The organism is Pseudomonas sp. KH_017, assembly GCF_057840285.1.
In genome coordinates this window covers 2297436-2313344 of record NZ_CM174509.1, presented here as the reverse complement: position 1 = coordinate 2313344, position 15909 = coordinate 2297436, and the positions used below count along the sequence as shown (strand labels likewise).

Genomic DNA, 15909 nt, shown 5'->3' with positions numbered 1-15909 from the left:
TACTGATTCGGTTCGCCAACCTTGCAGGCCCGTCATGCGCATCCACGTCACCTTCATCGACCGCGTCGGCATCACCCAGGAAGTGCTGGCCCTGCTCGGTGGTCGCAGTTTCAACCTGGACGCCGTGGAGATGGTGCCGCCGAACGTTTACATCGACGCCCCGACCCTGGGCGCCGAGGTGCTCGAAGAATTGCGCGAAGCCCTTTTCGACGTGCGCGGCGTGCAAGCGGTGACCATGGTCGACATCCTTCCGGGGCAACGCCGGCGCCTGCAACTGGACGCGTTGCTGGCAGCCAGTTCCGACCCGGTGCTGGCGGTGGATGACCGCGGCCATGTGCTGCTGGCCAACCCGGCGCTGATCGCCCTCTGCGGCCGCGAACCGGCCGGTGAATCGCTGACCGCGCTGTTCGACGATGCCGATTTGCAGCGCACCTTGATCGCTCAGCATTTCCGTCTGCCGATGCACGAGGTCAGCCTTGGCGGCCAGACGCTGCTGCTCGACGCGATGCCGATCACCGACGCCGGCGCCCTGCTCACCCTGTATCAACCCAATCGCATTGGTGAACGCCTGTCGGCGCTGCACCATGACCATGCCGAAGGTTTCGATGCGCTGCTCGGCGAATCGCCGCCGATCCGTGCGCTGAAGGCCCGTGCGCAACGGGTGGCGGCCCTCGATGCGCCGTTGCTGATCCAGGGTGAAACCGGCACCGGCAAGGAACTGGTGGCCCGTGCTTGCCATGCCATCAGCCCACGACACGACGCGCCGTTTCTGGCCCTGAACTGCGCGGCACTGCCGGAGAGCCTGGCCGAAAGCGAGCTGTTCGGCTACGCCCCCGGCGCCTTCACCGGCGCGCAACGGGGCGGCAAGCTCGGCCTGCTGGAACTGGCCGATCAGGGCACGGTTTTCCTCGATGAAGTGGGGGAAATGTCGCCCTATCTGCAAGCCAAATTGCTGCGCTTTTTGAGCGATGGCTGCTTCCGCCGGGTCGGTGGCGACAAAGAGGTTCGGGTCAATGTGCGGGTGCTCAGCGCCACCCACCGCGACCTGGAAAAAATGGTCGCCGAAGGGCGTTTTCGCGAAGACCTGTTCTACCGCCTCAACGTGCTCAACCTGCAAGTGCCGCCGCTGCGCGAGCGCGGGCACGACATCCTGCTGATGGCCAATCACTTCATGCAACAGGCCTGCGCGCAGATCCAGCGACCGACGTGTCGTTTGGCACCGAGCACCTTCAGCGCCCTGCTCGGCAACCGCTGGCCGGGCAACGTGCGGCAACTGCAAAACGTGATCTTCCGGGCGGCGGCGATTTGCGAAAATCCGCTGGTGGACATCGACGACCTCGACATTGCGCGCACGGCGGTAGAGCGGCAGAACGACGGCGAAGTCGGCAGCCTGGAAGAAGCGGTTGGCGACTTTGAGAAGAACCTGCTGGAACAGCTTTATCGCAGCTATCCGTCCAGTCGGTTGCTGGCGGCGCGGTTGCAGACATCCCATAGCGCCATCGCGATTCGGTTGCGCAAGTACGGCATTCCCAACAAGCCCTGAACCTGGCTCGGTCAAAAATGTGGGAGCGGGCTTGCTCGCGAAGGCGTCGTGTCAGGCAACATGGATGGTGAATGACACACTGCATTCGCGAGCAAGCCCGCTCCCACAGGGGATCTGTGTTGTTGCCGGGCTCACCGTCTGCAAATCGATACAGCGTAGCGAAATCAAGACAAAACCTTTCCCACCCGCAATTACGGCGTCCGCGGCCACAGCCCGGTTTACCTGTATTCATTTCAATACAGCCGAAATCCTCCGCGCCTCACGAAATCACTTCAACCAATTGATTTAAAACAAATAAAAAACATTGGCACCGCCCTTGCTATCACTCCTCCAACCTCGCTCGTCGCCCCGCCACGAGCCTTAAAACAATAAGGAGTTGATATGAGCCAATTGCGTTTTACCGTCGATCACGAATGGTTGCGCCTCGAGAGCAATGGCCTGGTCACCGTCGGCATCACGGCGTTTGCCCAGCAGGCGCTGGGGGATGTGGTGTTCGTTCAGGTGCCTGAACTGGGCGCCTTCGATGCCGGCGCTGAAGTGTCGGTGCTGGAGTCGGTGAAGGCCGCCAGCAGTATCGGCATGCCGCTGGACGGGGAAGTGGTCGAGATCAACGCGACGCTGGAGAGCACCCCGGAACTGGTCAACGAAGACCCATTGGGCGAAGGCTGGTTCTTTCGCTTCAAACCGGTCGATGCCCTGGCGTTGAGCGATCTACTGGATCAAGACGCCTATGAACGCCTGACCGCAGAACACGCCGACGCTTGAAGCCCCTTGGGCATTTCCCGAATCCGAAAAAGGACCACACCATGTTCAGCAAGCACGACCAGATCAAAGGCTACGACGACGAACTGCTGGCGGCGATGAACGCCGAGGATGCGCGGCAGGAACACCATATCGAACTGATCGCCTCGGAAAACTACACCAGCCAGCGGGTGATGGAGGCACAAGGCAGCGGCCTGACCAACAAGTACGCCGAAGGGTATCCGGGCAAGCGTTACTACGGCGGCTGCGAGCACGTCGATGTAGTCGAACAACTGGCCATCGACCGCGCCAAGCAACTGTTCGGCGCCGATTACGCCAACGTCCAGCCGCACTCCGGCAGCCAGGCCAACGCCGCAGTTTATCTGGCGTTGCTGCAAGCCGGCGACACCGTGCTGGGCATGAGCCTGGCCCATGGCGGTCACCTGACCCACGGCGCCAAGGTGAGTTTTTCCGGCAAGCTCTACAACGCTGTGCAGTACGGCATCGACACCGCCACGGGCCTGATCGATTACGACGAAGTCGAGCGCCTGGCGGTCGAGCACAAGCCGAAGATGATCATCGCCGGGTTCTCGGCCTATTCAAAGACCCTGGACTTCCCGCGCTTCCGCCAGATCGCGGACAAGGTCGGCGCATATTTCTTCGTCGACATGGCCCACGTCGCCGGGCTGGTAGCCACCGGTCTGTACCCGAACCCGCTGCCCTACGCCGACGTGGTGACCACCACCACCCACAAGACCCTGCGCGGTCCCCGTGGCGGTTTGATCCTGGCCAAGGCCAATCCTGAACTTGAGAAAAAGCTCAACGCCGCGGTATTCCCCGGCGGTCAGGGCGGCCCGCTGATGCACGTGATCGCCGCCAAGGCCGTGTGCTTCAAGGAAGCGCTGGAACCAGCGTTCAAGACTTATCAGGCGCAAGTGATCCGCAACGCCCAGGCCATGGCGCAGGTCTTCATCGAGCGCGGTTACGACGTAGTGTCCGGCGGCACCGACAACCACTTGTTCCTGGTCAGCCTGATCCGCCAGGGCTTGACCGGCAAGGATGCCGACGCCGCCCTCGGTCGCGCCGGCATCACCGTGAACAAGAACGCCGTGCCCAACGATCCGCAATCGCCGTTCGTGACCTCCGGCCTGCGCATTGGTACGCCGGCGATTACCAGTCGTGGCTTCAAGGAAGCGCAGAGCATCGAGTTGGCGGGATGGATCTGCGACATCCTCGATCACTTGGGCGATGCCGATATCGAGGCCAATGTCGCGCGCCAGGCGGCCGCCCTGTGCGCGGACTTCCCGGTCTACCGCGACTGAGCACACAACACAAAACCCCTTGTGGGAGCGGGCTTGCTCGCGAAGGGGCCGTGTCAGTCGACATCAGTATTGACTGGCACGCCGCCTTCGCGAGCAAGCCCGCTCCCACAGGTTCTGCGGCTGTTGCACAAGGAAATAACGATGAATGCCATTGTCGAATCGACCGGCAAGAGCCCGGCCAAAGTAGAGGTCGGCACCAAACTGCGCGGCGCGGAAAAGGTCGCGCGGATCCCGGTGAAGATCATTCCCACGGATGAATTCCCGCGCAAACCCGACTGGATTCGCGTGCGCATGCCGATCTCTCCCGAGGTCGACCGGATCAAGCAACTGCTGCGCAAGCACAAGCTGCACAGCGTCTGCGAAGAAGCTTCGTGCCCGAACCTCGGTGAATGTTTTTCCGGTGGCACCGCGACCTTCATGATCATGGGCGACATCTGCACCCGTCGCTGTCCGTTCTGCGATGTCGGCCATGGCCGGCCCAAGCCGCTGGACGCCAACGAGCCGATGAACCTGGCCGTGGCCATCGCCGAGCTGCGCCTGAAGTACGTGGTGATCACCTCGGTGGACCGCGACGACTTGCGCGACGGCGGCGCCCAACACTTTGTCGATTGCCTGCGGGAAATCCGCAAGCTGTCGCCCGGCATTCAACTGGAAACCCTGGTGCCGGATTATCGCGGGCGCATGGACGTGGCCCTGGCGATCACCGCCAATGAGCCGCCGGATGTGTTCAACCACAACCTGGAAACCGTACCGCGCCTGTACAAGGCCGCGCGGCCGGGTTCGGACTTCGAGTGGTCGCTGGACCTGCTGCAGAAATTCAAGCAAGCGGTGCCCCATGTGCCGACCAAATCCGGCCTGATGCTGGGTCTTGGCGAAACCGACGAGGAAGTCATCGAGGTCATGCAGCGCATGCGCGAGCACGACATCGACATGCTGACCCTCGGCCAATACCTGCAACCTTCGCGCAGCCACTTGCCGGTGCAGCGCTTCGTGCACCCGGACACCTTTGCCTGGTTCGCCGAGGAAGGTACGCGCATGGGCTTCAAGAACGTGGCGTCCGGGCCGCTGGTGCGTTCGTCCTATCACGCTGATCAACAACTTCATGGAGGTACGGACGGTTTCAAGCCATGATGGAATGACTGGTCATGCATGGAGCCGTTTCCGATGTCGCGTTCACCCTGTCTGTTGTTGCTGTGCCTGAGCCTTGCCACGCCGTGCATGGCCAACGAGTCGAAACCAGGGCACATGGTGTATGTGCGCAGCGTCGACCCGGGCATCGAGCAGGACATTCGCTACGCCAGCGCGCACAACTTCACTGGGCACCCGCTCGACGGCTACCAGGCGGCGGAATGTCTGCTGTCGGAGGACGCTGCGAAGGCGTTAGCCCGAGTGCAAAGCGCACTGAAAGCCGAAGGCTATGGCTTGAAAGTATTCGACTGCTATCGCCCGACCCGCGCGGTGGGGGATATGGGCCGCTTCGCCACCGAACCTGGCGACCCGCTGAAAACCGAGTTCTATCCACGGGTCGACAAGCAGGACTTCTGGTGCCTGGGTTATGTGGCCAGGGTGTCCAATCATTCCCGGGGCAACACCGTCGACCTGACGATGACCGGCCCCGACACCCTGCCCGCCGACACTTGGACGCCTTCGGTCACGCCAGTGGATTGCACCGCCCCTTACGGCCAACGCTGGCACGACGGCGCCCTCGACATGGGCACCGGTTTCGATTGCTTCGATGAGCGGGCGCATACCGACTCGGCACTGATCAACGCCACGGCCAAAGCCAATCGCCAGCGCCTGACCAGTGCCATGGCCAAGGAAGGCTTTGTGGGTTATTCCGCCGAGTGGTGGCACTTCACGTACAGCGGGAATCCGCAGAAGCCGGACGTCATGGACTTCCCTATCACGCCGCTTGCACCATGAACATTCTGCTCAGAACCTTGTTGGTGGCGTTTTTTCCGCTGGCCGCAATGGCTCAGGGACTCGACGACAGCGACCAACTGATCGTGGTCACCAGTAAAAATTGGGATGACATCCAGGGTACTGCCCAGCGCTATGAACGGCACGGGCAGACCTTGCAGAAATTCGAAGCGCCCTTTGCAGTCGTTCTTGGCAAGAACGGCATGGGTTGGGGCAAGGGGCTGCTCGATATCGGGCAACCTGAAGGACCGGTCAAACAGGAAGGCGATGGCAAGGCACCGGCAGGAATGTTCAAGCTGGGCACGGCGTTCGGCTACGCGCCTTCGGCCGAAACCCGCCTGCCTTATCTACCGTTGACGCCGACCATCGAATGCGTGGATGACAGCCAATCCACGCGTTACAACGAACTGGTCGACGGCGCGGTTGTGGAAAAGGACTGGAGCAGCTCCGAACGGATGCGCCGCTCGGATGAGCTGTACCGCCAAGGCATCGTCATCCAGCACAACACTCCGGCCTCTCCCGCTGCCGGTTCGTGCATTTTCTTCCACATCTGGCGCGGCCCCACGGCACCTACCCGTGGCTGTACGGCCATGGACCCGGCGGATATCGCGCGATTGTTCGACTGGCTGGACCCGGGCAAATCCCCGGTGCTGGTGCAACTGCCTGAAGTGCAGTACGAGCAGTTGCGCGAGCGCTGGAAACTGCCAAAGCGCTAGTCAACGCTGGACCCTGTGGCGAGGGAGCTTGCTCCCGCTGGACTGCGCAGCAGTCCCATCTTTTGGGGCCGCTTCGCGACCCAGCGGGAGCAAGCTCCCTCGCCACAAATGCGGGCATTACCCCCGCTCAACCACCACGCCACTCATCGACGGCTTGGCCAGCGCGTAATAGATCACCCCCGGCACCAGCAGCCCGACGATCCATGAAATATCCACGCCGCCCAGTTGCGCAACCATCGGCCCGGAGTAGAAATGGGTGTCGACAAAAGGCAACTGGATCAACACGCCAATCACGTACACGCTGATCCCCAACACGTTCCAGCGACCGTAGCGCCCATTCGGGTCGGACAATGCAGGAATGTCGTAACGCTCCTTGTTGATGAAGTAGTAATCCACCAGGTTGATCGCGCTCCACGGGGTGAAGAACGTCAGCAAAAACAGGATGAAGTACTTGAACGAGTTGAGGAACGAGTACTGCCCCAGCAATGCCAGCGCGGTGGACGCCGCGACGATCAGCAGCACAAACAGCATGCGCTGGCGGGCGGTGATTTCCAGGCGACGACGAAAACCGCTGATGATGGTGGCGATGCACATGAAACTGCCGTAGGCGTTGAGGGTGGACACGGTGACCTTGCCGAACACAATACTCAGGTACAGCAAGGACGCGATCACACCGCTACTGCCCAGGCCGACAATGGTCGCCACTTCGTGCCCACGGAAATTCGCCCCGGCCAGTGCGGCGGCGAACACCCCCAGCACCATTGAAGTCTGAGCCCCCAGCACCGTGCCAAGACCCACGGCGGTGAAGGTTTTCCACGACGAAGTCTTGCTCGGCAGGTAGCGCGAGTAGTCCGCCACGTAGGGGCCGAAGGCGATCTGCCAGGATGCCGAGAGCGAAACCGCCAGCAGGAAGGTGCTCCAGGCAAAATGACGATTGTCGAGCAGCAGGCCGATGTCGTTGAGGGTCATCAACCGGGTGAACAGGTAGGCGAAGGCGATGATGCCCAGCACGCTGGTCACCCGCCCGACCAGGTGAATCACCCGATAGCCGAAGATCGTCAGGAACGCGATGCTCGCCGCGAAGATCAGGATGCCGGTGCTGTCGCTGACACTGATCAACTGCGCGATCGCCTGCCCCGATAACACCGCGCCGGTGGCGCTGAAACCCAGGTACATCAGGCACACCAGGACAATCGGGATCGCCGCGCCATATACCCCGAACTGCACGCGGCTGGAGATCATCTGCGGTAATCCGAGCTTCGGCCCTTGTGCCGCGTGCAGCGCCACCACGGCACCGCCGAGCACTTGCCCGATCAGCAAGCCGATCAGCGACCAGAACACATCGCCGCCCAGCACCACGGCCAGGGCGCCGGTGACGATGGCGGTGATTTGCAGGTTGGCGCCGAGCCACAGGGTGAACTGGCTGTAGAGACTGCCGTGTCGCTCAGCCTCGGGAATGAAATCGATCGAGCGGGTCTCGATCAGGGGACTGCGTTGCGCACTCATGACGGTGTTTCCTTTGTGGAACTGTTTTTGTTGTCAGGGACGGAATTTAAAAGGTCTTGGTTGCGCTGGCTACAACTGTCGCCGAACAGAGGTCGTCATAGCCGTACCAACTGCTGCACTCGCTTTTCGACAGGTCGGTGTCGACGTAGCTCAGCCCCCAGGTGACGCCGACGAAGTCGCGGGTCAACTTGGCTTCCCACTCGTAGTAAGACTCACGGCTATCGCCATTGGCGGACCAGAACGCGGGGTCATTCACATCGTTGCGCCCAAAGCGCAGGTCCAGGCCGACTTCGGCCGGCAAATCGATTTTGTAGCCCACATAGGTGTAAAGGGTGTCCTGGTCCTCGCCGAAGAAGTTCGGCGTGTCCTTGGAGTAATAGGCACCCAGCTTCACGCCGTACAGGTCGAGAACGGCGTACGCCTCGCTGAGGTTGAATTCGGAGTTTTTCGGGTAGTCGTACTTGATGTAGCCCAGGTCCAGGCTGATGGCGTCCGTGGCCTGCCAGTAGTAACCGGCGTAGTACTCACGCTCCTGACGGGTGTCGAAGCCGCCGCCGAAATCGACGTTGGAGGTCCAGGCGCCGATGTACAGGCCGCTGCTGTGCAGCAGTGTTGCACCGCCCTGCACTGCCGGATCGCCCAGGGTCTGCGAGATGCCCCGGGTGCGGTAGTCGCTGACGACGCCCAGGGTCATCTCCAGGCTGAAATCATCGTTGAGGGTCAGGGCCTGACTGGTCAGGGGGGCCAGTGCGAGTGCTGCGAGGGTCAATGCTGAAAGTGCGTTCATACAGTTCTCTTGTTGTTATGGCGTACGGGGAATTTCAGGCATGGCGATGCCAGGCCCCTCGCGCTACGAGGGGCTGGCAGTTTTTTTTGCAGGTGCTGGGTGTACGCAGGTCAGGACGCGGGGGCGTAGACCTGCTTGCCGGCGAAGAAGGTGTTGAGGACTTTGGTTTCGAACAGGTCGTCATCGCTGACCTTGAACACGTCGCGGTCGAGGATGATCAGGTCGGCCTGCTTGCCCGGTGCCAGCGAACCGATCTGCTGATCCAGGCGCAGGGTTTTTGCCGCGTTGATGGTGTAGGCATAGAACATGGTCTGGCGATCGATGCTTTCCTTGGCATTGAGTACGCCCAACGGACCTTTGCGCGTGCTGGCCTGGGCAATGGCGTTGAACGGGTTGGCGCTCGACACCGGCCAGTCGCTGCCACCGGCAATCGTCGCGCCGGCGTTATGCAGGGACCGCGCGGGATACTGGTAACCGTAGGCAAAGGCGCTGATGTAGGGTTTGACCAGTTCGACGGTGTAGGACTCGCCGGTGGCCCACAGCAGTTGCATCGAGGCGATCACGCCCAGTTGCTTGAAGCGCGGAAACTCCTTGGGGTTGACCAGTTGCAGGTGCGCGATGCTGTGGGGCACGGGCGTCGGGCTGAGCTTGCGCGCATACGCCACGCCATTGAGCGCTTCACGCACCGCGCGGTCGCCGACGGCGTGCATGTGCACGATCCAGCCGCGTTTTTCCGCCGCCACCACCAGTTCACCGAAGTGCGCCGGGTCGGTGAGCAGTTGACCGTCCTTGTGGCTGTTCTTGTACGGCACGACGACTGCCGCCGTTTGTCCCGGGAACTCGAGAATACCGTCGACAAATATCTTCACGCCGGGGAACGTCAGGTTAGGCACGCCCTCGAATTGCTTCATCACCGTGGCGATCACTTCCAGGTCGGCGGGTTTGCTCTTCGGGTTGGTGACCATCAACGCGGCGACGTGGGCACTGAGTTCGCCGTTCTGCGCCAACTCCTTGTACAGCGGCAGCACGCCGACACTTTCCGCGGTGGCATGGAAATCAAACAGCGAATCTTCACTGCCGCCGTTCGCCGCCGCGTCCATCCAGGCGGTGACGCCGAATTGATTGTTGATCTTCACCGCTTCACGAGCGGCCTTGAGCATGGCCTCCGGGCTGGGCGCCGGAATACCGTTGCGCACCACATCCCAGCGAGATTCGGCGAAGTAGCCGTTCGGGGTGAAGTCCGCTTCATGGCCGATGAAGCTGCGCTCTTTCTCCGGCAGGCTTTTCACCAGTGCCGCATCGATGCTCAAGCGCTTGAGCATCGCGTTGTTGGCCCAACCGGTGTGGCCGTCGATGCCGCTGAAGACGATGGGCTGATCGGCCCAGCGTCCCTGGTTGAACACCTTGCCGAGCTCACGACTCTTCTCCCAGTAGGCCGAACTGACCCCGGCCACGCTGATCACATCGCCGGACCGCGCACGTCCGGCCTTGTCTTCTTCGATCAACCATTGCTCCAGTTCCGGCAAGGGTTTGACCTCGTCCAGCAGGTTGGCCTTCATGCTGTCGAAAGCGCCCGAGACCGGGTGGCTGTGGGTGTCGATCATGCCTGGCATCAACACTTTGCCCGCCAGGTCGATGCGCTGGGTCTTGGCATCGGCCAGGGCATTGATTTCGGCATCGCTGCCCACTTTCAGAATCTTGCCGTCTTGCACCGCAACAGCCTGCACCAGTGCCTGGCCGGGTTCGGCGGTAAAGACCTTGCCGTTGAACAACACCAGGTCAGCGGCGGCCATGGCCTGCACCGACGACAAGGCCAGCGCGGCGGCCAACAGGTTTGGAATCAATCGCATCGGGACGCTCTCTAGTTTTTATGGGGCGGATCGGGAAGTAACCGCTTGGGAAACCACGTGTGGCGCAAGCCCCAGGAACGGCGCCTTGGCCCACACGACCTTGCCGCCGACCAGCGTCAGCAGCACGTCATTGCGGCCCAGTTCCTCCTCGGGCACCTGCATGAAGTTCTTGTCGAGCACGATCAGGTCAGCGAACTTGCCGACTTCGACCGAACCCAGCACCGCGTCCAGCTTCAGCTGTTCGGCGGAACTGAGGGTGATGCTGCGCAGCGCTTCGGCTCGCGACAGCGCCGGATCGGCATTGAGTCGCCCGGCATACTTCGGCCCATAGCTGTGCGGATTGGTCGGGTCGCCGGAACGGGTGACACCGACTTTCAGCGCAAGGAACTCATCGAGGGGATCGACCGGCCAATCGCTGCCAAACGCCACTCGGCCGCCGGCATGGGCGATGCTGCCCGATGGCTCCATGCGTTCGAATCGCTCGGCACCAAGGTGATCACTGGTGCCGTCGACCGTGGACGGTGCCTGCTGAGCCCACTGAAACGACATGGTGGCCGTGACGTCCAGTGCCTTGAAACGCGAATAGTCGGCAGGGTCGACAGACTCGGCGTGGGCGATGGCCGGGCGGAAGTCTTGAGCGGGCAGTTCCTTGCGCACATAGGCCACGCTGTCCAGTGCATCGCGCACCGCGCGCTCGCCGGTGGCGTGCAGATGCGGATCGAAACCGGCCTTGACCGCTTGCAGCAACAACGGATTGAGCACTTGTGGTGGGAAGTACAGTTCGCCCAGGTTCTTGCCCGGTGTCCACTTCGGCGCCTTGTCGGTGCCGCTGTTGTGCAGGTACGGGGTCAACATGGCGCCGGTGTCCGCCGGGGCATTGATGATGCCGTCCATGAACAGTTTGACGTGACGCATGTTCACGCCTGGCGCGACATGCACTTCGCCCTGGTCGTAGGTGCTGGCCAGGGCCTTGGCCTCGGCGATGGTTTTCACCGGGTCGGCGGCAGCGGCGGCCGGGTCCAGCTTGATCGCCAGCAAGGCCCGGGCGGTCAGTTCGCCGGACTTTTGCAGGCTGGTGAAGGCTTTGCCGTTTTCCGGGCCGGACAGCGCATCCATGAAACTGGTGATGCCTTGCTGGCGCATGGCGTCGAGGGCTGCGCGAACCTGATTGAGTTTCTCCGCGTCGGTGGCAGGCGGCACCACGGCGGCCAACGATTCGGCGGCGCCGTCTTCACAGATGCCGTTCGGGTTGCCCGCGCTGTCGCGGCGGTATTTGCCGTCTTCGGGGTCGGCGGTGCTCTTGTTGATCCCGGCCAGTTCCAGGCCGCGAGAGTTGGTCAGCACGGTGTGGAAGTCGGTGGAGCGCACCTGGATCGGGCGCTTGGTCTTGAGTGCGTCCAGGGTCGATTTGTCGGCGTCGCCGTCGAGCCCGGTCATGCCCATGCGGTCCCAGCTGCCGACTTCCAGCCACACGTCCGGGCCCTTGTCCTTGTCGGCATCGAGGCAGGCCTGGATGCTCGCCTGAAACTGCGCGCGGGTCATGGTCTGGTATTTCAGGTCGCACAAGGTCATGGCCCGACCGCCATCCCCCGGGTGCATGTGCGCATCGACGAAGCCCGGCATCAGCATGCGCCCGGCCAGGTCGATCAGTTGGGTTTGCTTGCCGATGTAGGCGTCGACCCCGGCATCGCTGCCGACATAGACGATCTTGCCGCCCGAAATGGCAATGGCCTGCTGCACGGAATTCTGGCCATCGACGGTGTAGACGTAGCCATTGCGCATGACCGTGTCGGCGGGTGTCGCCGCCAACGCCATGCCGGAAAATGCCGTCGTCGCCGCCACGGCGACAAAAAGCCTGGAAAGTCTCAAATGCCTCACCCCTGTTCTTATTGTTTTGAAGCGGCCCAAAGCGACTGCGCCAGCCCCTGATAGACAGGGCCTACCCTATAGGGCGCAGCGTTCGAATGGACCTCTGCAAATGAGGAGGGGTGAGGCAAATAGTTGAAACGGCTGGGATTAATCCCGGCGCACGGACTCCGCCAGCGCACCCGGCGAACGCAGGGCCGAACCCAGTTCCACCTTGCTTTTCACACCCAGCTGCAAGTAGCAATTGCGCAGGTAGGTGCGTACGGTCGCGGGGCTCAGGGCAAGCATTTTGGCGATTTCCTTGTAGGAGTGGCCGGCGGCGAACAGCATCGCTGCCGTGCGCTCCCGTGGCGCCAGGCCGTCCCCGCCCGACGGTGCTTCCAGGGACAGGATGACGTGTCCGGCGTTGGGGCTCAGGGTCAGGGCGCAGCGGCCCAGGCGGATCACGCAGGGCGCCTTCGACAGTTGCGCGATCACCTCACCCGGCAGCATTGAACCGCTCCAGCCGGGTAATTCGCGTTGAATGGCGGCGCACAACCTGGCGCCCACATACAACAGGCTGCCGTCCATGCGCGCGACGCCAAAATCACTCGCACCGTTTTCGCTGTCGAAGCGGATCATGTCCTGCACCTGGAACCGCCACAGCTGGAACAGGTGATCGCAGAATGCCGAAAACAGCTCGGCTTCGTTCTCCTCGAACGCCTGTTCATCCAGGCCACGGTAGAGGCAGACGAAAAACATCAAGCCGCTTTCGGGCAGCTCATAGGTGATGCTCATCAAGTGGTAGAGATCGTAGCGCCGGGCGAAATCGTTGACCGCCTCGCACGGGTCGTTGAAACCATTGTCGCGCACCACCTCACCGGGACGATTGAGCGTGGCGTGGGAGAACTGATCGTTTGCCGCCACCGGATGCCATTCGGCGGCAAAGGATTCGGGGAGATTGATGCTGCCGTGCATCCAGCTCTGAGGGGGAACATCAGGGCCTGGGGTCGACATCTCGCCCCACCAGGCAGACGCGAAGGGCACCAGTTGACCGAATGCCTGCAGGCCATCGGCGATGAATCGCGACGCCCCGCTCTCCCGCGCCAGCCGGCCAAGGTGCAATACGCAATGATTGAACGCCTTGAGCGTGACCATCGTTGCGTCACCGTCGACTTTATTTCCCTCCCCCATCATTGCGATCCCGTTCACTGCATGGCCTTTGGTTTCGACGATGCCATAGGCCCGTGACGGGCGTCCAGCACGCAATGACATCAACGGTTACAAAGTGCTGTGCAACCCGTACAGCTGTGGCCTGCGGTCCTGGTGCAGGTCATTGCGCGCACTGATGCGCTTGTTGCGCGCCTCGGCAAGGTTCAGGGTGGCCAGCAATATCTGCTCGCCACCCTGCTCCGCCGGCCCGGCCAACGGGTAGCCGTCGGCATCGACGATGACCGAGCCCTGGACCCAGCCGACCCCGCGCTCATGGCCATAGCGATCACAGGCGGCGATGAACATGCGATTGACCGAGGCGTTGGCCTGCACCCGCAGCACTTCGGCCGGGCGCTCGGTTTGCGGCCGCGGACCGTCGGGCCAATTGACCGGCGCACACAGCAGATCGGCCCCGGCCAGCGCCGGAAGGCGCACCCACTCGGGGAACTCCAGGTCGTAGCAAATCAGCATGCCGAGGCGTCCATGCACCGTTTCGACCACCGGAGGTGGCGCATCGCCGGCCGTGAAGATGTCCTTCTCGGCATCCCACAGATGCGCCTTGCGGTACACCGCGCGCAGGCCATTGGCGTCGATCATCGCCGCGCTGTTGGCCAGTTCTTCACCGGGCAGGCGCTCGCAGAATCCGCCGACGATCACCAGGTTCAGCTCACGGGCCAGGGCCTGCCACAGTTGCATGGTCGGACCGTCAACGGTTTCCGCCAGCGACAGCGCCTCAAAGCGGTCGGCAAACAGATAGCCGCTCTGCACCAGTTCGGGCAGCACCACGACTTGCGCGCCCTGTAAGGCTGCCTGGCGAATCGCGCGCTCGGTGAGCGTGCGGTTGTGGGCCAGGTCGCCGATTTTCGGTGCCAGTTGGCAACAGGCGACCACGGTATTTTTTACGCTGTTCAACGCCCTGCCTCCGCAGATGAATGGGTCATGGCGACGATGTCGCTCTCGCTCAGCGCGTCGATCACCCGGCGTTCGGCGGCCAGGTCAATCGAGCGGCTGAGCAGGTAGTAGGTCAGCCCCGACACCACCAGGCCCACCAGCCAGGCGATGTCCACGCCTTCCAGCACTCGTGCCAGCGGGCCGACAAACACCTCTTTGCCGGCGGCGGCATCGAATATGTAGAAGAACGGCACCATGGCGGCGAAGCCGATCAGGTACGAGACGATGCCGCGAAATTGCCAGGCGCCGTAGATGCCCTTCGGCGTGAAGAAATGCGGGATCGCATAGCGGCCCTTGCGCACGAAGAAGTAGTCCACCAGGTTGACGGCGGTCCATGGCACGAGGAAGTACAGCAACAACACCAGGAAGGTGTTCAACAGGGCGATGCCGTCACCTTTGATCGACAGCACGCAGGTCAACAGAATGACGCTGATCACACTGATCGACAGCACACGGGCGCGGGGTGTCGGGGTGATTTTCCTGATCGAGTCGACGCCGGTCAGCAGCGTCAGCATGGCGCTGTAGGTGTTGAGCGCGATGATCGGCAGGAAGCCCGCCACCGAGACGATCACCAACAGATTGCCCAGCCCCGGCACCATCGAGGAGCCGACCTGATTCAACGCCACCAGCGCATCCGCCGCTTTCAACTCCTGCGCCAGCCAGGCGCCGAGGCCGATCATCCAGCTGCCGGACAACGAGGCGCCGATGAACACCGCGGCGATCAGTTTCGCCCGGCTGGTGTTTTTCGGCAGGTAACGGGAATAGTCGGACACGTAGGGTGCATAGGAAATGTTGTAGCTCGCGCCGATGGCGAACAGCGTGGCGAAGGCCACCCAGTTGAAGCCCAGGTCGGTCGCCGGCGTGACGCCTTCCTGGCCCGCGCCGAACATCAGGGCAATGGTCACCAGTGCGTACAGCGGCAAGGTCGCCAGCAAGGCCCACTTGAAGGCCTTGTGCATCAGGTCGTGGCCGTAGATCGACAACAGCGCGCCGATCAGCACCACGGCCACGGCGACGATGGTCGGATCGATGCCAAACACATGCTCCAGGCCATTCATGATCAGCGAGATGTTCACCACGTTGAAACCGACGAACACAAACATCGTCGCCATCAACGCCAGGATCACCCCGCGATAGCCGAACTGGGCGCGGGACTGGATCATCTGCGGCAGGCCCATTTCCGGACCCTGGGAACCGTGAAACGCCATGAAAATGGTGCCGAACATAATGCCCAGGGCACCGGCGAGCATGGTCCACAACGCGGACAGGCCGAGGCTCGGGCCGACAAAACCAATGGAAATGGTGAAGAAGTGGAAGTTGCCCAGGAACCAGAAAGGCCCTTGGCTGCTGAGTTTGGCGTGGCGTTCGTTTTCCGGGATGTAGTCGATGGAGTGGCCTTCGATGGCCAACCCGCCGCTCGCCTCGGCGGCGTGCGCAGACACTGGGGAACCTGACATACGATTGTTCCTATGCTGTTGTTTGTTATTTTTGTGGGTACAGCGCTCGCTACGACGTC

Annotated in this window: 13 protein-coding genes and 1 pseudogene; 6 read left to right on the top strand and 8 right to left on the bottom strand. The window is 62.2% G+C overall.

Annotation, left to right across the window (positions count from 1 at the left end; all coding sequences use genetic code 11):
• The first annotated feature begins 34 nt into the window (after window positions 1-34).
• The 6 genes from AC3IT6_RS10490 to AC3IT6_RS10465 all read left to right on the top strand — a co-directional run bounded on the left by AC3IT6_RS10490 (window position 35) and on the right by AC3IT6_RS10465 (window position 6242).
• Window positions 35-1543 carry a sigma-54-dependent transcriptional regulator gene (locus tag AC3IT6_RS10490; protein WP_477810921.1) on the top strand — a complete coding sequence of 503 codons (1509 nt, stop codon included), beginning with the start codon at window positions 35-37 and terminating at the stop codon, window positions 1541-1543.
• 381 nt (window positions 1544-1924) lie between these two features.
• Window positions 1925-2308 (top strand): glycine cleavage system protein GcvH, encoded by a 384-nt coding sequence (gcvH, locus tag AC3IT6_RS10485; RefSeq protein ID WP_150725972.1) that lies wholly within the window; start codon window positions 1925-1927, stop codon window positions 2306-2308.
• A gap of 41 nt (window positions 2309-2349) precedes the next feature.
• Window positions 2350-3606, top strand: a complete 1257-nt coding sequence (gene glyA / locus AC3IT6_RS10480) for a serine hydroxymethyltransferase (protein WP_489355271.1) — start codon at window positions 2350-2352, stop codon at window positions 3604-3606.
• 141 nt (window positions 3607-3747) lie between these two features.
• The gene (lipA, locus tag AC3IT6_RS10475) at window positions 3748-4737 is read left to right on the top strand and encodes a lipoyl synthase (RefSeq protein WP_489355268.1); all 990 of its coding nucleotides are present in this window, start codon (window positions 3748-3750) and stop codon (window positions 4735-4737) included.
• A 33-nt stretch (window positions 4738-4770) separates the two neighbouring features.
• A complete protein-coding gene (locus AC3IT6_RS10470; protein WP_489355266.1) occupies window positions 4771-5529 on the top strand; it encodes a M15 family metallopeptidase in 759 nt (252 codons plus the stop codon).
• Window positions 5526-6242, top strand: coding sequence for a L,D-transpeptidase family protein (locus AC3IT6_RS10465; protein WP_489355264.1), 717 nt, complete (start codon window positions 5526-5528; stop codon window positions 6240-6242). The genes AC3IT6_RS10470 and AC3IT6_RS10465 overlap by 4 nt, the downstream gene beginning before the upstream one ends.
• A 12-nt stretch (window positions 6243-6254) precedes the next feature.
• Here AC3IT6_RS10465 and AC3IT6_RS10460 read toward each other — a convergent pair.
• From AC3IT6_RS10460 to AC3IT6_RS10425, 8 genes and pseudogenes are all read right to left on the bottom strand, one after another.
• Window positions 6255-6350: pseudogene (locus AC3IT6_RS10460) on the bottom strand (N-acetyltransferase); the annotation flags it as partial.
• 9 nt (window positions 6351-6359) lie between these two features.
• The gene (locus AC3IT6_RS10455) at window positions 6360-7748 is read right to left on the bottom strand and encodes a purine-cytosine permease family protein (protein WP_489355262.1); all 1389 of its coding nucleotides are present in this window, start codon (window positions 7746-7748) and stop codon (window positions 6360-6362) included.
• 46 nt (window positions 7749-7794) lie between these two features.
• Window positions 7795-8535 carry a TorF family putative porin gene (locus AC3IT6_RS10450; RefSeq protein ID WP_489355260.1) on the bottom strand — a complete coding sequence of 247 codons (741 nt, stop codon included), beginning with the start codon at window positions 8533-8535 and terminating at the stop codon, window positions 7795-7797.
• A 110-nt stretch (window positions 8536-8645) separates the two neighbouring features.
• Window positions 8646-10385 (bottom strand): amidohydrolase, encoded by a 1740-nt coding sequence (locus AC3IT6_RS10445; RefSeq protein WP_489355258.1) that lies wholly within the window; start codon window positions 10383-10385, stop codon window positions 8646-8648.
• A gap of 18 nt (window positions 10386-10403) precedes the next feature.
• A complete protein-coding gene (locus tag AC3IT6_RS10440) occupies window positions 10404-12200 on the bottom strand; it encodes an amidohydrolase (protein ID WP_489356519.1) in 1797 nt (598 codons plus the stop codon).
• Between the two features lie 201 nt (window positions 12201-12401).
• A complete protein-coding gene (locus AC3IT6_RS10435) occupies window positions 12402-13424 on the bottom strand; it encodes a helix-turn-helix transcriptional regulator (RefSeq protein WP_489356517.1) in 1023 nt (340 codons plus the stop codon).
• Window positions 13425-13511: 87 nt separating this feature from the next.
• A complete protein-coding gene (locus tag AC3IT6_RS10430; RefSeq protein WP_489355256.1) occupies window positions 13512-14354 on the bottom strand; it encodes a nitrilase family protein in 843 nt (280 codons plus the stop codon).
• Complete coding sequence (locus AC3IT6_RS10425; RefSeq protein ID WP_489355254.1) at window positions 14351-15850, bottom strand: purine-cytosine permease family protein; 1500 nt, start codon at window positions 15848-15850, stop codon at window positions 14351-14353. The genes AC3IT6_RS10430 and AC3IT6_RS10425 overlap by 4 nt, the downstream gene beginning before the upstream one ends.
• Window positions 15851-15909: the final 59 nt, after the last annotated feature.